Source organism: Terribacillus halophilus (assembly GCF_900162685.1).
GTDB lineage: Bacteria > Bacillota > Bacilli > Bacillales > Amphibacillaceae > Terribacillus > Terribacillus halophilus_A.
This window is the reverse complement of record NZ_LT727828.1, coordinates 261,100-282,300: the sequence shown is the minus strand read 5'-3', so window position 1 is coordinate 282,300 and position 21,201 is coordinate 261,100. Positions and strand designations below refer to the sequence as shown.

14 protein-coding genes are annotated in these 21,201 nt (G+C 37.1%); 7 read left to right on the top strand and 7 right to left on the bottom strand.

The window, feature by feature from the left end:
• Positions 1–23: 23 nt before the first annotated feature.
• The gene (locus B1K52_RS06180) at positions 24–368 is read right to left on the bottom strand and encodes a hypothetical protein (RefSeq protein ID WP_077306402.1); all 345 of its coding nucleotides are present in this window, start codon (positions 366–368) and stop codon (positions 24–26) included.
• Between the two features lie 863 nt (positions 369–1,231).
• Between B1K52_RS06180 and B1K52_RS06175 the strand changes: the two genes are divergently transcribed.
• The 5 genes from B1K52_RS06175 (at position 1,232) to B1K52_RS06150 (ending at position 5,898) form a co-directional block, all read left to right on the top strand.
• Positions 1,232–2,194, top strand: a complete 963-nt coding sequence (locus B1K52_RS06175) for a bile acid:sodium symporter family protein (protein WP_077306400.1) — start codon at positions 1,232–1,234, stop codon at positions 2,192–2,194.
• 336 nt (positions 2,195–2,530) lie between these two features.
• Positions 2,531–2,926: a hypothetical protein gene (locus B1K52_RS06165; RefSeq protein ID WP_077310519.1), complete on the top strand. Its 396-nt coding sequence runs from the start codon at positions 2,531–2,533 to the stop codon at positions 2,924–2,926.
• Positions 2,927–3,348: 422 nt separating this feature from the next.
• Positions 3,349–3,666, top strand: a complete 318-nt coding sequence (locus tag B1K52_RS06160) for a hypothetical protein (protein ID WP_077306398.1) — start codon at positions 3,349–3,351, stop codon at positions 3,664–3,666.
• A gap of 350 nt (positions 3,667–4,016) precedes the next feature.
• On the top strand, positions 4,017–5,588 hold the full coding sequence (locus B1K52_RS06155) for a T7SS effector LXG polymorphic toxin (protein WP_256855960.1): 1,572 nt from the start codon (positions 4,017–4,019) through the stop codon (positions 5,586–5,588).
• Between the two features lie 13 nt (positions 5,589–5,601).
• The gene (locus B1K52_RS06150; RefSeq protein WP_077306394.1) at positions 5,602–5,898 is read left to right on the top strand and encodes a contact-dependent growth inhibition system immunity protein; all 297 of its coding nucleotides are present in this window, start codon (positions 5,602–5,604) and stop codon (positions 5,896–5,898) included.
• Positions 5,899–5,978: 80 nt separating this feature from the next.
• Here the strand turns inward: B1K52_RS06150 and B1K52_RS06145 are convergent, their stop codons facing one another.
• Positions 5,979–6,464, bottom strand: coding sequence for an LXG domain-containing protein (locus tag B1K52_RS06145; protein WP_077306392.1), 486 nt, complete (start codon positions 6,462–6,464; stop codon positions 5,979–5,981).
• A gap of 1 nt (position 6,465) precedes the next feature.
• Positions 6,466–6,894, bottom strand: a complete 429-nt coding sequence (locus B1K52_RS06140) for an EcsC family protein (RefSeq protein ID WP_077306390.1) — start codon at positions 6,892–6,894, stop codon at positions 6,466–6,468.
• Between the two features lie 399 nt (positions 6,895–7,293).
• Here B1K52_RS06140 and B1K52_RS06135 point away from each other — a divergent pair, with 399 nt between their 5' ends.
• The gene (locus tag B1K52_RS06135; RefSeq protein WP_077306388.1) at positions 7,294–8,676 is read left to right on the top strand and encodes a Sau3AI family type II restriction endonuclease; all 1,383 of its coding nucleotides are present in this window, start codon (positions 7,294–7,296) and stop codon (positions 8,674–8,676) included.
• A 41-nt stretch (positions 8,677–8,717) separates the two neighbouring features.
• On the opposite strand, the gene dcm is transcribed toward B1K52_RS06135, so the two are convergent.
• From dcm to dptF, 4 genes are all read right to left on the bottom strand, one after another.
• Complete coding sequence (gene dcm, locus B1K52_RS06130; protein ID WP_077310518.1) at positions 8,718–9,977, bottom strand: DNA (cytosine-5-)-methyltransferase; 1,260 nt, start codon at positions 9,975–9,977, stop codon at positions 8,718–8,720.
• A gap of 439 nt (positions 9,978–10,416) precedes the next feature.
• Entirely contained in the window at positions 10,417–15,591 is a 5,175-nt protein-coding gene (dptH, locus tag B1K52_RS06125; RefSeq protein ID WP_077306386.1) for a DNA phosphorothioation-dependent restriction protein DptH, read from the bottom strand.
• On the bottom strand, positions 15,572–16,942 hold the full coding sequence (gene dptG, locus B1K52_RS06120) for a DNA phosphorothioation-dependent restriction protein DptG (RefSeq protein ID WP_077306384.1): 1,371 nt from the start codon (positions 16,940–16,942) through the stop codon (positions 15,572–15,574). Before dptG ends, dptH begins: the two co-directional genes overlap by 20 nt.
• Positions 16,943–16,945: 3 nt before the next feature.
• A complete protein-coding gene (dptF, locus tag B1K52_RS06115; RefSeq protein WP_077306382.1) occupies positions 16,946–19,300 on the bottom strand; it encodes a DNA phosphorothioation-dependent restriction protein DptF in 2,355 nt (784 codons plus the stop codon).
• 1,048 nt (positions 19,301–20,348) lie between these two features.
• Between dptF and B1K52_RS06105 the strand changes: the two genes are divergently transcribed.
• Entirely contained in the window at positions 20,349–21,083 is a 735-nt protein-coding gene (locus B1K52_RS06105) for a DUF6904 family protein (RefSeq protein WP_077306378.1), read from the top strand.
• The last annotated feature ends 118 nt before the right edge of the window (positions 21,084–21,201 follow it).

Sequence of the window (21,201 nt, the reverse complement as noted above, 5' to 3'; positions counted from 1 at the left end):
AAACCTCTCCTTTATCCAGCTAATTACTTTTCTTCTTTTGCTTCGGCAATCGCTTTGTTTTTATAGTAGATATAGCGTTCGTATGCGTCGCTTCTCGCTCTGACTAACTTTCCCCGATGCTCTATCTCGCTATCTAAATAATCTACTAGTTTCTGATCTAGTCTTTCTTGTGCCGGAATATAATCGCTTGTCGGAATAGCACCTTCAGGCATACAAGGAATGCCGCTTTTATAAGACGAGTACGCCGATTCGGCTTCGCTTACCAGCTTGTCATGCTCTGCTATTGTGTCCTCAATTGCTTGATACAATTTCATGTACGCATCACGCTTATTCTCAGTCTCCGTATCAAACCAGCCAAACCAGCCCATATGTTCATCCCCTCAAAAATCTGTACTATACTCTGTAAGCAGTGCCAGTATGTACGTGCTCACTACCGGCAATCTTTTTTTATCCGTTTTCCTTTTCTCAAAAAACTTCATTATTATTACAGTAAAGGATTCCAAGTGAAAATTCAGTAAGACTTCTGCCTTGTTTTACCATTTAAAGGGGCTGTTTAACCTAGTAAAAAAGTTGCATTTGCACTCCTTATGCCTCATTAAGCGCTTTGTGCAGACCAAAAAAGCAGTTCAGAAGCGACCTGAACTGCTTTTCTAAATAATTTATATATTCCAATTGATGTGGCATTCTATTTTGATTCTCCATTCCGCACGCCTTCTTGTGTTATGGAGAGCTAAAAATGCGTTCCGTTTGGTGAACTTCTGACTATATAGATGTATATTAAATTTGCAATCATCACCTTTTTCCAAAATGATTATTTCCTTAGGAGATGAACAGAGCAAATACACGCACTCAAATCTCCTGCGTTATATTCTTTCTGTATCTTTGAAGTATATGATTGTATTTGGCATCAATTTCACATTTCAGTGCTAATTGTAATCTTCTCGTCCTCTGTCCGGTATCCGCTTCCCCGCTAATTTAGGTATAAGTGATGAAGACTTGTTTAACACCGTTATCATAGAGCATACCAATTCCCAACAGAGAGATTAATAGCTCCGTTCGCCGTCTAAATTGGATTAGGAATAGATAAACTGGAACCCTAAAAAAGTGAATAATTAATTATCATTTCCCCTTTTCTATAATTCATCACTTTAATATATCTGAAAAATAACAATATTGAAATTTATTTAGATATGTTATACAATCTGACAAACAGTCAAAGAAGAGGTGGATGATGAAATCTTTAGAGCGATTTAGTCAGTTTGTCGGCAGTACATTTGCGTTTTGGGTTATTTTATTTGCGGTAGCGGCTTTCTTGCTGCCATCTGGATTTACGTGGATTGTGCCTTACATAACACCATTATTGGGAATTATCATGTTCGGAATGGGCTTAACATTGTCTGCCAATGATTTTAAAGAGGTGGTAAAGCGTCCATTTGAAGTTTTTGTAGTCGTGGCCGGGCAATTTTTAATTATGCCGCTGCTTGCCTTTGCTTTGGCAAAAGGACTGCAATTGTCTCCAGAAGTGGCTGTCGGCGTTATCCTAGTCGGGTGCTGCCCAGGCGGAACATCTTCTAACGTCATGACCTTCCTAGCCAAAGGCGATGTTGCCCTATCTGTAACTGCTACAGCTGTTACTACTGTTCTCGCACCAATTGTAACACCTGCACTTATTCTTTTATTCGCAAGCCAATGGATTAACATTAGTCCTGTCTCTTTATTTGTCTCCATTGTGAAAGTCGTTATTATACCAATCGTTTTAGGTCTGCTAGTAAAGCGCTTCTTCAACAGACAAGCCACAGCAAGCGTAAAAGTACTGCCGCTTGTCTCAGCCGTCGCCATCATCGGCATTGTTGGAGCCGTCGTATCCAATAGCCAACAGCAAATTGCACAAACAGGCTTGGCAATCTTCGGTGTCGTGGTGCTTCATAACATACTCGGCTACCTAATCGGATTCGGAATTGCTAAGCTCTTGCGCATGGATCTGCCCAAAAGTAAAACAGCTTCAATCGAGATCGGCATGCAGAACTCTGGATTAGGTGCACAGCTTGCAACCGCACACTTCTCCCCACTCGCCGCTGTTCCGAGCGCTATCTTTAGTGTTTGGCATAACATCTCGGGGTCTATCTTGGCAAATATTTACGCAAAGATGGGTAATCGTAAGAAGGAGGAAGCTCCTAAGCAGCAGATCTCTTAGTTACTATTGGCTACCCCGTCTGCTGGGGTGGCTATTTTTTTCATGCTGCTTTTTGAATAATCGCCTCCCTTTTCTCTCTGTTTCTAGTATTTTCTTTGTCTAAGTCATTACCTCTTACTAAGCTCACTATAATTATAAAGGTGAACTACATACTGGGTATGTTAAATTTATGGGTAATAATAAAAACGGTAAAGCAAAATTCGAATTTGTTGGCACCAATAACAATGGAGATATTACTACTTATCACACTCAAAGCGGCAAGAAGTTCTGGAAAACTATTAATGGAGAAAATGTACCTGTAATAAATCCAGCAGATTAGAAAGTGAGAAAGTGACTGTGACATATATTGCCAAACTAATAAAACTTAACCCTCATATTGAGGAAGAAGTCACCCTTAAAATTAATGATGTGGAATTTACTGCATTTGCCTTTGTATGTCCTTACCCAATTGAATTAGGGAGAAGTTACCCTATCTCGATTGGATTTACAATTTTAGACGAATTAAACATACACGAACTAAACGAAAATCGAAAAGAGATTGTCCGTCTTGATTCGAGCTATGAATATCTAATAAGAGGTTTATTACAGAGAAATTCGTTAGATGCTGGGATAATTATTAATGATGAAGACGAATATTTTTCGGATTATCCAAATTTAATAGGCAAGCAAGTTGAGATCAAAGTAGACAGGATAAGTGTAGAGTTTCTACAAGAAAATAAAATTGATTCTTAAAAAAAAGACAAACACACCCAATTGGGCGACCTGAAAATGGTAAGAAAAAGCATTATGCTGGTAATAGATAACTAGACTGACCTACCGATCTGAGACACAAATAAAACACACTTATTAGGCTGCCATACCATCATATTCTTTTAGTGCGTGGTAGCCTATTTTTTCTTGTATGCGTTCTTTATTATAATACTTCATGTAACTGATACGACCTCTGACATCTTTTTCTGATATAGACCTAGAGTTAAACCTAGAAATATATAGATCCATCGTTCATAGATAACGCTATTAGAAATACGCGGCTTTTAAAAGAAAATAGAGCAGGAACTTGTGTGTATCAAATAGACGACGTTAAGATAGAGACAAGTGTATTGGGTGACTTTATATCTGTTATTTCAAAATAAAAGACAAGAGGATGGAAAAAAATGTGTATTAAGTATGATCAATATGATCTTCTAGAACTTTTTCAATCGGAACCGATTAGTGTTTCAGGTAATGCAGATGACGGAGAACTGATTTATACATATAAGGATTCTCAGAACTTTGAAGTTGTGTTAATGCTAGACGCCTACCAACAGTTGCTCAATTTAAGTATTCTATTTCAGGATTATACTGTATTTACAGGAGAATTTAAAAATGTTACCGAACTTAAAAAAACAGAAGAAGCAATGTTAATAGAAATAGATAAGGAAAATAAAGTGAGAGTAAAATTCCGTAAACAAGTAGGAGTAGAATTACTATAAAGCTTTCTTATAGCTCTCTTTTGCTTATTAATGATTGATTATATTGCTTCAACGGGCTTACCCTCTCAATTGAAAGTGCCCTATTCATCTTCAGTTTTACAGCAGCCCCCCTTTATGTCTCGTTTTTGTCCGCTATAAATTATTCACTCTCCTAATTCTACATCTTATTGAACTTTAATACAGTCTACTCCACATCTATTCCCTATGACTTCCTACTCGTTTTTCTAAAACTACAACTCCCTAATCCTGGTAATATAGATGTGTTTTCCTCACAAACCCTTTCACCATATTTTCCCTTTATTATAATTACTTATTAGGAGACAGTTAACGGAAAATTAGGTGGTGAAACAATTAAAAACTTAGATGTACAAGACATCCAGCAGCAAGTCGACAGTACAAAGAAATTCATCAACAAAACAAAAGAAGGCGTTGAACAAGTCAAGCAAGCCATAAACGGCATTGCAACCCTGAACGATGGATTCAAAGGCAAAACCGCCGACTCCATCCGCTCATTTTATGAGGAAGCGCATAAGCCCTTCCTCGAATTTATGGAAAGCTTTTTGGTACAATATGAAGAGGCATTGAGTTCTGTTACGGAGGAAGTTCGATCTTTTGAATCTAATGAACAAGGTTTTATTCGGGAAGAGTTTTTGCAAGATGATCTGAAAGCTAAGCTAGTGAAAGCTTCCACTAGTTTAACCTCCACATCAATAGCTATTAATCAGCAGCTGCTTCATGTAAGGGATATCGCCAACGTATCATCTGTGAACAGCGATCCGTTCATAGAAGCTATTGATAAGGGAAAAGAAAGATTATCAGATACCCTTTCTAATATGTACGATATGGATGCCAGCGCCACTAGTAAGCTGGATAAGCCAGAAGATGATATTCAGAAAATGAGGACGTATCTGGCAAAGCTGAGAAGTGCGATTGATAAGAATAATATCAGTGTTGATTCTTTCCATTTAACGCAATTTAAAGGCGAATTCTTTGCTTACCATGATGAGTTTAAGCTCTTGGCAAAAGGCAGAAATGCACTTGCGACTGGGGAAAAGGCAGAGATTACAGAGCAAGATTTCAATGAACTGTACCCCTATAAAAAAGAAGAAATATATGTCTCCGATGGCCGCTATGAATGGCACGGAAGATATTATACATTAGAAGACGGCAGAATCGTACGGGAGTATAAACATGATACTGGCGGTGTTTCTTATGAATTTGTTGATAAGATTCCAGATCCCCGAGCAGCTCCTGATAACTGGTTTAGTAAATCCCTTAAGTGGACATGGGACTTCTTTACGGAAGATATTGCGACTATTTTTGATCCGGAAGCTTCTGCTGGAGAGAAATTCTTTGCGTTAGCTATGTTTCTGCCGATAGGGAAACCTGTTAAAGTGATTAATAAGGTTGGCGGCGGCTTTATTTCAGATGGTGTTAAATATCTTGAGGATGTAATAAGTAATTATAACAAAGGACCATCCGTGAAGAAGTTCGATAGTATTGATTCTAGCAACATTAAGCAAGGGAATAAAAGTGTACTGGCCCCTGGTGGCGGATTAGCTTCTCATGAGATAAAGGGTGGACACTTATTAGAAAGGCACATTGGTAAAACTGACAAAGAATTATTAGATAGAGTGCAAAATAATCCAAGAATCGCTGGTGCATCTACATTTCAAGATAGGACAACTGCAGAAAAAGTGGCAAATAAAGTGTTAACTAATAAGGAAAACAAAGACCAAATTCAAGAGTGGTTAAAAAACACTAATAATAATCGAAATTTAGTTTTGACATATGAAGGTACTGAAGTCATTGGTCGTGGGGTTAGAAAAGGATCTACAACAGTGAAGGATATGACAGATGCCAGAATCGTACTTAAAAAAAGTTCTGATGGAGAATTTATTCTTACTGGTTATCCAAACTGATTAATGGAGTGATATAGTAATGAAAAAGAAACAACACGATGAGGTATTCCAATTTTTAGCAGGTAATTTTCATCAAGATATTGAGTCTCCGGAAGATGCACTTGAAGAATTATTAAGAGAATCAAACAAATATTATCTTAACGATACAGTCTTGTTCCTCAAGAAATTCATTAATAGTGCACCAACTAAGGACGAAAAGAATAACTTTATAGAAGAAAGCGCCGATGGAGTGTACTTTCCTGCACTTGAACAAGAACCTATTGATTGGTTACAAGACATTATATTGAGACTTGAAACTGAATTAAAATAGCTTAGTCCTTAAGTTATAAAAGACGAGAATTTAGATTCTCGTCTTTCTTCTTATGTATGCCCGCTCTATAATTATGTTTCTTAAAGTATAAACATGTGTTTTATCGTAACTAGTAGTGAAGAATTGAATTTACTAAACCAGTTATCAGGAGCTGCACGAGGATCTGGAATCTTATCAACAAATTCATAAGAGACACCACCAGTATCGTGCTTGTATTCCCGCACGATTCTGCCGTCTTCTAACGTGTAATATCTTCCGTGCCATTCATAGCGGCCATCGGAGACATATATTTCTTCTTTTTTATAGGGGTACAGTTCATTGAAATCTTGCTCTGTAATCTCTGCCTTTTCCCCAGTCGCAAGTGCATTTCTGCCTTTTGCCAAGAGCTTAAACTCATCATGGTAAGCAAAGAATTCGCCTTTAAATTGCGTTAAATGGAAAGAATCAACACTGATATTATTCTTATCAATCGCACTTCTCAGCTTTGCCAGATACGTCTTCATCTGCTGAATGTCATCTTCTTCCTTATCCAGCTTGCTAGTGGCACTGGCATCCATATCGTACATATTAGAAAGGGTATCTGATAGTATTTCTCAAAAGTGATTTTGCTAATTTAAGGATATCTGCTGCTCCCTGACCCGTTAAGGATACAAAGACGAATGTCTTAACTTGGTCATCCTTTAAATCATATCCCCTCATATGAGCTATCGCTGCAATCATTCTGATTTGTACATACATAACAGATGCTACATTGGCTGGAATTGCTACTGGGAGTGTAATTAAACCGCCTAAACCAGTTAAAAAGCCACTTGTAACCCCTTTTGCATTCTGCCAACGAATTAGGCTATCAATAGAATCTTCCACTGAGCTATTTCTTTTTAAATAACTTTCTGCTAATTCTTCTGCTGAATCTGTTCCCGGCAGGCCGTTTACTGCTTTTTCATAAGCCCAATCTAATACGTTTGATACTTTACTCTCTGTTATATGATTACTCATAATCTTAATTACCCGCCTATATGCATGATATACTTTTTCTGGTTATTGAATAAAACTATTTTACCGTAAGGAATTAAGACAATCTGAAAATTATAGTTTAGATTGGATAATAAAAGATTAATTCTCAACCATTCTTACAGGGCAAGGGAGTTCCATTGATTACAGCTACAAAGTCCTACAAATCGAGAGTAGTTATCAACAGTGCTTTCCTCGAAACAGATATCTCTATCCTAATAAAATACTAAAATTGAATTAGGACTAGGTGATACATCTACCTAAAAATAATTTGTAATGGCATCCCAATATAAATTTTAATCCACCATGGATATGTACCTTATTTTTCTAATATAGTAAGATAGTACATATAGGCTATGACATCGTAAATAAGGTGGATTTAATATGATATATGATAATATAGAAGACTTAATGGACAAGGCTCAGCAAGCTGAAGGGAAAACATTCGGAGAGATTGATACAACTGGAAGAATTAAGAATCTCCGTTCAAAAGGAACACTAGGAAATATTATTGAGGAAAGTTTTTTTGGCTATGAGATAAACTCCGTTGCCAAGCCTGATTTTGAGAACCTAGGAGTTGAATTAAAAGTAACTCCCTTCAAGAAAAATAAAAATGGTACCTACTCATCAAAAGAGCGTTTAGTCTTGAATATTATTGACTATATGGAAGAATTCAAAAAAACTTTTGAAACTTCTTCTTTTATGAGTAAAGCAGCAAAGATGCTAATAATGCTTTACAAACATGAACAAGATATCCCTATCAGTGACTATAAGATATTCAAAGCATTTCTAAATGAATTTCCTGAAGAAGATTTGTCAGTAATGCGTAGAGATTGGGAAACAATTGTATCTAGAATAAAAAATGGCGAGGCACATTTAATCTCTGAAGCAGATACGATGTACCTCTCAGCTTGTACCAAAGGTGCAAACAAAAACTCTATAAGAAAACAACCCTTCTCAGATACCAGTGCTAAACAACGGGCTTTCTCTCTTAAAGCATCTTATATGACGGGCTTAATCCGTAATTACCTTACACCAGAACATATGGAATCTTTCACTAAGGTTGAAGAGCTAAAATCAAAGCCACTTGCTCAAATCTTGGAAGATAGATTAAGACCTCACTTTGGAAAAAGGGTCGACACATTATGCGATGAGACAGGAATCAAGTATAATCCTAATAATAAATCTATGATTCCACTTCTCATGGCCCGCTTACTGGGTGTAAAGAAAAATGACGTTTCTGAAATTGAGGAGTTCTCTAAAGCTAATATCAAATTTAAAACGGTCAGTAGAGAACCTGATAACACTATAAGGGAGCACATGTCATTTAAAAATGTGGATTTTGACACACTGCTCCAAACAGATTGGGAAGAGAGTGAACTCTTTAAGTTATTTGAGGAGAAAAAATATCTATTTCTAATCTTTAGGTATACTGAAAAACATATTCCTAAAGTAAAAAGGATACCTTATTTTGAAGGAATCAAAATATGGAATATGCCCAAGGCAACTATCAACGGCCCTTTATATGATTTATGGGTTGAAACTCGTAGGATTACTAAGGCTCGCGTAAAACTTGTCCCAAAAGGGAACAGAGTGTTTAACAATTTACCAAAGTCCGACTTTAATGGAATATGTCATATAAGGTCTAAAGCACAAGACGGGAAAAATAAAGTATTACTTCCTGATGGTCAGCGGATAACGAAACAGTGCTATTGGCTGGATAGGAAATACGTCGCTGATATACTGGATAACAAAAAATACAAATAAACAAAAGGCTTTCCTAATTAAGTAGGAAAGCCTTTTGTTTATTAAACGTCTTTCTCGGAAAACATCAGGTCTAGTTCCCCTTGATTTCCATCTGCATTCTCTTTTTCTATTTCTATTACCCTGCCCCCCATGCGTTCAATCAGACCTACTACCAATGCATTTCCCATGCAAAAATATCTCATTCTATCAGTCATACTATTGGTCCAATTATCCGGAAAACCATTTAGTCGTTCACATTCTACAGGTGTTAGAAAGCGCAACTTTCTGGTTTCTGGATCCTCTACAACGTGTGTACTTCTATTAACTGTACCTTCACTGGTTAACATTGTTCTTCCTGGCTTATCAAGTGATTCTGGAAACGCCATGCCTCCCTCAGAAAATACATATTTATGGCCTGTTGCTGAGGTTCTCTCTATCTTTTTTGGACCTTTTAGGTAGGTGAACTTTTCGATGGCCGTCTCGGATAAATAATATTTTTCATCCACACCGGACTCTAGTATTTCAGCCAAAGTTATGGGCTCTTCTTCAGATGGTATTACTTCTTCCGTGTAGACAACATCGCCTCTCATAATACCGGCATTATAATAATTCATTGAGAATTCATCAGATATTTTCACTAAATCGTTCTGCATAATAAAAGATGTTGGTTTTTTCTTATCTGATATCTCGCCTTTAATCGGAAAGATCTTAGCAAAGAAACCATCTTTGTGAATCATATCACTATCTTCCTTGTACTCCCTGTTTAAGATATACGGCGTTTCGTCCTTAGTAGCAAATATGAAAACCCTTCTTCTCCGCTGAGCTTGTCCGTACTCTGCAGCATTAATGACTCTCCATTCCACTGAGTACCCCAAGTCTCTTAAACTAGCCAACATTATAGAGAAATCTCTCCCACGTTGTTTAGAAGGCGATTTAAGCAAGCGATCCACGTTCTCCAACAAAACATATCTTGGCTTTGTCTCCCTCATAAGCCTTGTAATCTCCCAAAAAAGGACACCCTTTTTACCTGTAATACCCTTTTCTCCATTAAGACTTCTAGCAACGGAGTAATCTTGACAAGGAAAACCTCCTACTATCATATCTATATCTTGTTTCTGAAATATTTTAGTATCAACCGTACTTATATCCTCATTTGAATGCATTCCTCTACCCATAAAATTACCAGCATAACAATCAAATGCATGCTGAGCTTTCTTTGAGGGTTCCCATTGATTTCCCCAAACCACGTCAAAACCGCCAGCAGTCTCCAAACCAATACGGAAGCCTCCAACTCCAGCAAACAATTCTATAACATTTATCACACCGAACATCCTTTCGGTTTATTTCCTTGAGTTAATTATATAAAAAGATATATCAAAGATCAACCATTTTGATTAACTTTATAGATAGTAAATTTAAATTAATAACCACTAATTATATCAGAAATACTCAGTTAACATAACCACTAATTCAATTCCTGAAATATGTCTTCCGTAGATAATCTAATTCTTCTATTGCACAACACGTTATTCGGAAAAAATAGATATCTTTTATACAGACTGTAAGTTAATTATTCAACACAAAAATATAACATGAAATCTAGCTAATTACTAATATACAGATATATTTGATTTCACATGCTACCTCTTAATGAAATACATTAATCTATCTAGTAGATCATCAGAAGTTTTTGTTAGACAGAAAAAATAGCCACCGCAAAGAGCTAACGATGGCTATCCACTATATTAATGCTTTAGTCAATTATTCATCTCTCAACAGCTCTACCCTTTCATTTAACGAAGAAATATTGACAACAACTGGTTCGCTTTGCTTCAACCTTCCGTCTGTTCCAAGATTAGGGCCATAAGCGATACACTGTCCCTTGTTTAGGGTTACCAGTCTCTTCTCCCATTCTTTCTTGGAAACATTGTCATGTGCAAGATTGGATGCAATTGTCGTTACTTCATTTTCGGGCGGCAAGAAATACACTTTCTGGCTGGAATTTTGCAAGCGGGCGATTTCATCTGTCGAGAGTAGCCCCTTAAGAAATTGTGTGGCATACCAACCGGACCAACCAAACTTCCTTCCTTCCGTCAAAATCTTGGCACTCGGTGATTTATCGCTATGATCCAAGTTTTGGGCTTCGTCCATAATAACCGGAAGAGGAATCGTTTGGTCACCATGTTGAAGTTTGTAATACCATAGATCCCATAAGATAAATTCAGTAATCATCTTCTGAACATCACTTGCAAAGCCTGCAAGCTGTATTACAATTACTTTTCCTTTATCTTTCTCCAGCTGTCCCCAATTGAAATCTTGCGATTTATCGAAAGGATTTTTATCAATCATGGGATTTAACTGAGACAGTGCTGTTTTAGCAGGACCCGAAGTATCTTCTTCTAACTCACCCCGTAACATTTCCAGATTCATTTCATCCCCGTATTTCCTCAATCCTCGAATGATTGCCTGATATATAGCATTCAATTGCTGTATTCCCAAATCTTTATAGATTGCCGCGAATACGCTTTTCATTCTCTCAGCCACATCGGAGAAATCTTCTTGGATATACTCGTCTTCATCCAATTCTTTCTCATTCCTTTTGAAAGGATTAATAGGGAATTTATCTCTGGCTACCAGGATTTGTTGTAGGTTATCGCCCAGGAACTCTTTGAATTCAGGTTCCAATTTAGATTTTTTAAACCCTCCTGTGTAGTCGAAAATGATACCAGAAATATCATTAGCAGCAAGTTCCATCAATAAACATTGTATAAAGTACGTTTTTCCTTGTCCTGATTTTCCTGATATCAAGATGTGTCGGTTCGCAAGTTCCTGATTTCCGTATTCCCAGTATAACTTCTGGGTAGAACCTTCAACTGTTCCTAACAATACGCGGATATCCTCTAGTTTTTTTGTAGGCTTCTCATCAATCTTCTCGAGTGCAGGTAAGACTTCAGTAGTTGAATTTAATTCATCACTTTCCACGAACTCTTCTTTTTCAGGAAGTATGTTGTCCTCTGGTAAAGACTTCTGTTCATCAACGATATTATTAATGACTTCCGACTTTCTACCATAAGTATTCGATAAAAGAAGAGACGTGTTAATATCTGTCTTTCCTTGATGAATCCGTGATTTGACCGATTCGATATCTTCAATTACTCCTGAATATGCATCTTCCTCAGACAACTCCAAGATAAGTGTGCCTTCTTCTTTCCTTGCCGATCTCCAAGTTGCCTCCTGTTTGAAGGATAACACCATTCCATTACCTATATGTGGTCTTAAGTGGTAACCTATTTGGTAATCATCGTTCAGAAGTTTAGCTTTCACTTTCTCTATCATGTTAAAATTCTTTTCTGGCCAGAGTCCATTGGCAACAAATTTTTGAGCATTGGCTAAGAACATTTGAATAAAAAAGTTACGGAAGAAAGCGTTTTTGAATAGACTCTCTCCGTTTTCCTCTTCTCGTCGTAATTGATAATCGAATAGTTTCCGCGTAGTTGCTATCTGATCTTTTGCCTTGGCTATGGTCGACACTTGGTTCAAGCCTACCTTGACCTCTACAGGGTAATAATGAAGATAAGTTTCACCGTTATCTTTTACTTCCAATCCTATCAACAACAAGTCATCGCTAGTCGAACCTTTTACACCTAGGTTTTTCGCTGAGAAAACTCCTTCACTTTTCGTCAGACCCACTACCCCCGCAACTCTTAGTATTTCTTCTAGGGAAATAGGTACCCATAACAAGTTCTTGTCATCTAAGAAGCTTAACGTATATTTTATCGCGGAGATGATGCTCAATTTTTCTCGAGAGAATTGTCCTTTGCTTCCGATAATGCGTAATAGCCACTCGCCGTTAATTGCATTGAAAGCACGGATAGCAGAATTTATTTCTTCCTCATTAGCCGTTATATATTCTTCCTCTAAATATTGTTTGATTACATTCCTATATTGAGATGATTTGTCCGTCACTGTGATGGCATCGTATTGACTAGAAGAAGTATATTGATCACTATAATGGATTATCAACAATTCTCGTTTCGACCGTTGAAAGAAATCCAAATCAACATTCGGGTCGATAAATGTCACCCAGGAAGAGGAATCATACAAAGAATCCAAAATTTCTTCTTTCATAGATGTAGTCCTAGTCACAATGGACTCATACTTCCGATAAGGGTTGCTCCCTTCGTTTTGAAGATTGCCTGCAAGTTCATTCATCAAATATGCTGTTGAAATCAACTCATCCTGTTTATCATGGACATTTTTAATTCCGAACCCTGTCCGATAATCATGTCTTCCTGTCACGGAGGTAACCGAAGACAAAAGACCATTCAACGACAAACCAGTTTCCATTTCTTCTATGTTGTCTTTAGCATGGCTGTCCTGGGAAACCATCTTATAAAAGGAAATGTGTGCGTAATCGTAATTCCCTTCATCTTGTAGCTTATAATAATGGATATTTTCTCGAACAATTCGAAGCATATCTGTCGGATCGAGCTCTTTCGAATCCAAAGAGATATCCAATTTGTCTTCAATGATATCCGTACTATTGTATAGGGAGAACTCTTCAAAGGCACTCAGACCGTCTCCTTTTCCATAAAGTGCAACATGCAGAGGAGTAATTCTTTGCGGCCCATAATTTTCAATTTGAGTTTTGATGAATTCAAACAGCCCTTTAAGCACTTCTCTGTCATTTGTGATGTTAATGACATTAACCTTTAGTGGTGATTTAGCTCCTGCTAAGAACAGGTAATTGAAATGTTCAACAAATTGCTGTAACTTTTCCCTCACAACATTACTTAAGTAGGCATTGGATTCCCCTACAGTAACTTGTTTCAAAGGCTCATACCTAATCCACTCACTAGCATCATGCTGGACAACTGGTCGGTAGAGAACATCATTAGCACCATAGATGTAAGGTAACAAGTTGTTCGGGCGCAATCGATCCAGTATGTGCTGTTCCAACGGCTCTCCTTTTAAATGCCTGTGGACAGCTAGTTGATAAGCAACATTTAGAGGATGTAAAGGCGTCATATGGATACGGTTCGCTTCTTCTATTGTTCCAAGCTTGAATATGCTTTTCTCAACATCCGTAATGATGGAATTTTCCTCTATGGATTGAATGCTTTCTTGGTAAGAATTCAAATAGTTTTGACTCAACGCTGAAAGCTCATCATCCATGAAGGCAAGACTCGGAAGTAATTTCTCTGATTCATAATAATTTAGCAACCGCTGATAACTTTCCCTCAACTGTTCTGGAAGTTTTAATTCAACTGATTTTAAACCCGTAGCAGATTTTTCAGCGAAATGCACTCTTTTTTGTATCCAATTCTCTTCCATTTCTAAATAAGACTTAAATTCATCTCTAGGAGTTTTTATTATTGTACCTGACAGCAACTTTCCGCCTTCATAGTAGAAATGGCTTTGTTTTTCACGTTTCATTTTCCATATTTGTTTTCCTAGGACTGGAGTTACTTTGGTTACTTGATCTTTTACTTTAAAAGGGATAGAAACTCCGTTAATTTCTATTTGGAACAACAAAGAATCGTCAGACCAAGCCGGTGAGGCATTGGAAATCTCAATAGATTCTTCTTCCAAGTTCATTTTGATTGATTCTCCCTGTTCCTCTATGTACCATTCCTTGTGTTGAGACTTGTTCTCCCCAATCAGAATGTTACCCCCGCCATTGTGTATGACTAATCTTTCTTCGTTTTCTTTTATTTCATATGAAGTCTGAATCCGTTTCAGAAACTTTGGTCTGCATTCCACGATAACGAAATTGAATTCATACATCGACTTCGTATCGTTTTTATGTTTATAAACCACCTTGTAAAATGTGGTCTCGCCAACATTATGTTCTAGCGAAACCTCCAACTTTTTACCGGAGATTCGGACCATGTCTATGCTCTTCTTTTGTATGAATTCTTTTTTCAAATGTTCATCGAACTCGAAAGTGAAATTCACTAAACTCTTCCGTTCAGGATTGAAAACGATAATGTGGCGTTTCCGTTGACCTGCTTTTGTTTCACGAAACGGCTTCTCCCAATATTCAAGACCTTCCTTTGTCTTTTTATCAACAGATTCGAAGTACTCAAGTGTTTTTTTATCTTCAATACGCAACCGTTCATTGGACTCTTTAACAAATGAATAATCGCTATGTTGCCAGTCATCCTTCTTCAATTGAGTGACACCTTTATCGTCAAACGTTTTTTCGAGCTGCTGATCTAAATTCTCATATTCATGAATATGTTGGACCTTTTCGAAAAACTCATGGTTTTCTTCTAATCTCTTACGCATTTGGGAAGGTTTATATTGGTATAGATGTTCATCATAAAACAATCCCAGGGCTGAATAATTTTGTTCTTTTATACTTCCCTGTGATAGAAGTCCGAGTACTTCGGCAAAATCGGACAATGCAGGTTGCAACACCATATCCTCCAACTTTTTTCTGAGATGAAAACCGGCAACTTCCTTTTCCGCCTTAGATAAGTTGGATGCCTCTATCTCTTGCTGCAGTGTTTTTGTGATGGAATTGGCGTGGAATGGCATTCCCTCTTTTTGAAGATCGCTGCTTCCACCCCGGATACTGTCCAACGTTTCATGGCATATACTAAGCAGAGCAGTGTCTTTCCAAGTTCCTGACTGTTCTCCTGCTTGGTTCCTAAGTGTTACAAGAAAGTCTGGAGTGACTTGATCGACCGTTGCAGCTACCACAACTCTTATATTGCCGATTATCAAGCTGAATGTATTATATGGCGATCCCTTTTCGTGCTGGTAAGTATATGTCTCTGCAACATCTTGTTCATTCAAAGCCCGATAAAAATTCTTAACCTGTGACTCCTCGTCGAATTGTAGGTAAAAACGTTCTCCTCCTTCTAATGATTGGCTTTCGAAGAAAGTAATCAGTTTATCGGATAGGTAGTTATAAAATTGGTTTAACATACTGCGCATCCCCGCTATCACTCTTTTTATCTAATATGTTCAGTTTATCGAATAGTTGTACAACAGCTTCTCGTGAATGGCGATCCAAAAAGATTCCTCGCCGTTCAAATTCTCGGAAAACATCTTTCAAAGACTTACGCTCGTCTTTCACACTTATAGTCGTCAACAACAAAAGAAAATCCTGCGATATATTTAACATATAACCAAGTATCCCTCGAGTTTTTAAGAAATACCTCTTACCAACCTCTTCGACAGATAATGCATACCGGCTTTTCGTCTCAGCAGACAGACCTTCATCTAGACTCTGGTATAAATAAGATACAAGGGATTCATAATCTTTCACGACAAAGTTCATTGAAGGAAGAGAAACGTGGTAACGATATTCTTCTATCCACGTTTGTATCGCGTCGAATAATTCACTTTTTTGTTCTTCTTCTAATGTGTCTAGCTCATCTCTTAGTTCGTTGTAATCTTTAGCTGATGTAGTCCCGAATATAAAATTCAATTGTTCCAGGCAGTTAACATGAGTCAATATATGTTTAGAAGCGTCTTTGATAAGTTGATAGCCGCGCTGGTAGCCAATTCGGCTCTTGCTCGAACTTTCCCAATCCAGTGTATAGACAATTTCGCTTACTTTATAAGCACCATCTTTTTTTGATTGATTCAATTTCAAAGTCAATTGCGTAATATAAAAGAAGTAATAATAGGCTAGAAACAAATGGATATTTTCGATGAAATATTCTTTGTGTTTTGCCAGGTAAGCAATATCCTCCTTGAATACCTCAGTTATGGTTGGAAGCATTCCCTGGTAGCGCACACTTTTCTCAGAAGGCCTAAGGTGATCCATATGATTTAAAATAAGCTTAGCGACAAGATGATCGGATTCATCTTTTCCAAAGAATTTCTCAATTAACTTGTCTTCCTCCATCAGTACATCACGTATGAAAAGCGCAATATTCGCTTCGCCCTTTGATTCGTCCCCAGCAGTTAAGGGTATATATTGAAACATATGAGGGTGGAACACTTTCATTGTCTTCATATCTTCCGATACGAACATACGTATAAGTCGGACAAAGAACGGAATATCCTCCTCAGCCGGTTTAACCTTTTCAGTTATATCTTTTATTACCGACTCCATTTCCACATCCTTGTCCAGGGCATTTCCATTTATAATCCGTGAAAATTCACCTGTAACCCCACTAAACCCTTCGGCAAATTTCGCACGCTCTGGATTCCTTGTTTGAAACGGCAATATGGGACTTTTCTTATTGATTGTATGTTTCAAACCTTTTTTATCCTTTTTAATGGATAATGATTTTCGCAACTCTTCTAGCTGTTCTGTATAATTCATGACTTACTCCCTTTTGAACGAGAATTCCTCGAAATCTTCATCGTATTCTAATTTAAATAGAACATCCTCTGCGCTATCATAGACTACGATTTCATCCTCTTTGTTTCCAATTACCATCAAACTATCAATGAATTCCAAAAATTGGATCGCATCCTCTTTATCCTTTTTGTTGGGACGATAACCGTTCAATACTTTTAGAATAGTTTCATATAAAGGATAGTCTATCTCCAACATTGCATGTTTTGCTTTATTCTTATCTTGGAAACCTATCAACAAGGTGGTTTTGAACCGCTGAAAAGTCCCTTCTCCACGATTTACCAAATGACTTGTATATCGCTTCAATTCTAAGGATTGCGCTATATTCATCAATCCCAGAGACTCTTCAAAATATATATAAGAGTCATGATGGCGTGGCCCTCCTTTCCATGCAAAAACAGCCTCTTCAGTTTCTGTATAAATAATTTTCAAACCTGCTGGTATGCCGACATTAAAAGCATATAAATGCTTCATGAACCGGTTATAGGTGTCATTTTCAAAAATTGATTGTGAATCGCCAATAAAATACGCCAAACGTATTAAAGAAGCATTCAACAACTGTCTAGTAGCTTTCGTCAGCTCATAGAAAGCTCCCAGGTCCGATAATACTTTTTGCCACTCATATAAGGCTTCTGATTGACTATAAATCTGAAATACATCTGAGATATTTTTAGAATTATTCAGTTCAATCAACATCATGTCAGTTTTCTCTGAACGAATATGAATAGGGTCCAAATCTGCTACAACTTTCAATAATGGCGAGCGGTCCACACTATTGAAAAGGATGTTAGGAAGCAATACCTGTGTTTCCTCAATTACTGTCGACGAGGTCTTATATTCATCTATACTTGCAGGCACCAAGATATCATGGATGAAGTTTAATAATGTCCTAGTCGAAAGAATGAATTTGTACTGTACAATAGCTTTAATCAATATATCAGACAACTTATCACGCACTATACTCTCTTGTAGCAATCTATAGTTAGTCATAACTGGACCTGTTACTTCTTCTTCCTTGTCTTTGATGTACGCTGAATAAAAAGGATTTTCCTCGGTAGACTGCACGATTTTCTCAAACAAATTCGTAAAGTAATCCGATTTTGGTCCTTCTTTTGTAAGCTGATAAGGATGGTAGTCAGCGAAACTAATAAGGTTGAAGTGATGCTCCGAGTAATCTTCCGATACCAAATCAGTATCAAAAACACCAGATTTATTAATAAAAGCTGCAAGTCTTGTATAATTCTCTTCAATATATTTGGATTCCAAGAAATTATGGAGGACTCCCAGATTAATAGCCAGAATGAGCTTTTTATTTGTTTTCTCAATGTTATCGTCCGAAAAAGGAGTCAATACCTCTGCAAGTGTATCGAGTGAGTTTTTCTGTGGATTAAAACTTTCTGTTGCATCATTGTGAACGTCAAATTCATTCAACAAATCCGGTCGGGATTCACTCAAATGTGCAAGTAGGTGTGATTTTCCATCTCCCACGCTTCCGCACAGGAAGATTAATTGACTCCCATTCTCTGATTGCATTTTCTCCATGGTTTCAGTCAAATCCTTTTGAATGGGGCGTTCGACATGAAGGTATTTTTTAAAAGAACTGAAAGAGTTAGAACTTTCTACAGCCTCCTGTGAAGATTCTTTCAATTTAGATAGCTGATATAATAGGCGGCTTCCATACAAACTTCCTTCATCGTTTCGACCGCCAATTGGTTTACTATCATTTTCTTTTTTTTCAGGAACCGTAGAAACAACTTTACCTTCAGTCTCCTCTGTATGCTGTTTATCTAGCGACTGATTATGCGATTCCAAATTCTCTTTTTTTAGTAAATCAGCTAATTGTTTCGATAAAGTAGACTCGATTAAATCACTTATTTGCTTTGAGTCTACACCTTCGCTTTTTTGAATTGAAGGATGTTTATATGTTGGGGTCGTAAAATCGTGACTTCCATACACTTCCATAAGCCAAACTGAAATTTTAAACAAGTTCTTATGTACTTTTAAAGCAATTTCCAAATCCCCATTGCTATTTTCATGAGCTGCTCGATTACCTATTGTACGGATTGTATCAAAGGATTGGGCGACTTCTTTAGTAAACAATCCTCCGCTGTCCAACCTGTTAATCCTCTCAACTTGTTTTAAGTGTTTTAGATTCTCCATTTCCTCAAAGGTTGCTATTATTTTTGTCATGCGTTCAGCAAACAAACGACTTTTTATCAATACACCATGGGGGTCATCATAAAATATCTTCTCTATATCCCGTCCAAGTTGAACCAACTCCGGGTCCAAGTCTTGCAAAAAATCAAACGTAAATTCCTGCATGTATCTTCACCTCATTAATTACCTTCCGAATGTACTAACTTCAATTATAACGAATAAAAACACCATTTTTAAACTTATGTCTATTTCCATTTTTAGTTCCAACATTTAAATCGATAAAGCACTTACATTGTTATCGGGTGATACACCATTTTTATCGGTCTTTATCAACTGAAAAAAAGAACTATTTTCGAATTTGTTTATATTAAAGCGTGAGGTATAAAACTAACATATATGTAAGTTTTGTGCCTCATGAATATATTTTTTGTCTGATAACTTAGACGATATTTAGAATCTTAACAATCTATAAATACCTAATTTCTAATGAGTTACGTACTATTTTAACGCTTTTCTGATAAGATACTATTAGGACTTGTAAGAAATAATAAAAAGAATACTACATTACCTCCACTTTTAAATGTAAGTAGTCTTCTTACGAATTTTTAAGAAGTTTTGCCAGCTAATCTTATGATATAGTGTTTATCTCCAGAACTCCTATTTAGGACTAACCATTTGCAGTGTGTTCTTTAATATGATAAAAACCACTATACCGGTTAACCCTTTATGCTGCACTGTTTCTTTCTTAACTCTCAATCCTCTCAAACTTAGCATCATAAAGCCGAAACATCGTCTTATAATTCGACTATCCACCTTCAAACCAACATCAAGTCTTCCTTCTACTCGCAGTGGACCATTTGTAAAACGAAGGTCTTTCTGATTTTCTACAAAGACAATCATAATCTTATTCCAATAGGATTAGTCGCGGTTGTCAAACGGACACTCTGCTTCTGGCTCCGGAATTAATAGGAACCAACCGCCTGATAGGGATAATACTTCGCCCTTAAATCCATTAATGATGACGTCTTCTCCTTTTAGGTCCCAGAACCTTTCAGAAGGGGTGTCTTGTTTGTTCCGATGAACTTAATGAATTTGCCTCCTACATCAACGATATTTAGCAAACCGGCGATTTTATTTCTGACGCACGAAATTTTATGCTACATTAAAGACATTGACACAAAAACTTACCTATCTAACAAGGATGTGATTTACTATGATGATACATATAGCACCAACCTCGCATTACGCTGGCGTAACAATCGCTGGGGATTATGATGACTTTAATCTATTGTATGATTCTCTGCATACTATTGTGGGACAAGAAGAAGAGAATGTGGACTTTTATAATGCTCGGATTCGGGTTCTTGGTCTTTGTTATGATATACGACATGCTTTCATGGGAAACCGGGAGTGTGAATTTAGAGATAATGGGATTACTAGAGAAAAGATGAAATGGCTAGGTATATCCGTCGCGGATCAAAATCTCTATTATTCTTGCAAAACGTATTATCCCGAACTATTGTTTATCATGATGGCGCTTAATGACTTTATTGCTATTTACGAACAAAAGAAAGCTGCCAATCAGCTTTGGGACAGAAATATTACGACAGTACGGAGCTTTCAAGCTGCGGTAATGGATTCCCTTAGTAACACATTAAAGCCGCAGACATTCAAATTGATGCAGAAGAACATGAGTAAGACAGACAGGCCTTCTTTTAGCCGTTTTTACACAGCCTACTTGGATGAATTAAATATTCGCTTCCTGGACTGGGATGCAGACAAGCGCCTGAAGAATATCTCTATCATAGCGAAGCATCTCGCCGAACAAGGCAAGCCTTATCAGGAAACTGTTGATAATATACTCGAAGCAGCAAGAGAAAACAACTGTCATCCGAGCCAGATTAAATATGGTTACGAATACCCGGAATACGAGGAGATTAATTGGTGATTTAGCTGTGTGACTGTTTTTTTTGACGCATAGCTGCATGAGAAAACGAGAGAGAACTGGCTTAGTCCTCTCTCGTTTTCTCTATTTCCGTTACTATCTTTTTACCTAACCCTATAAA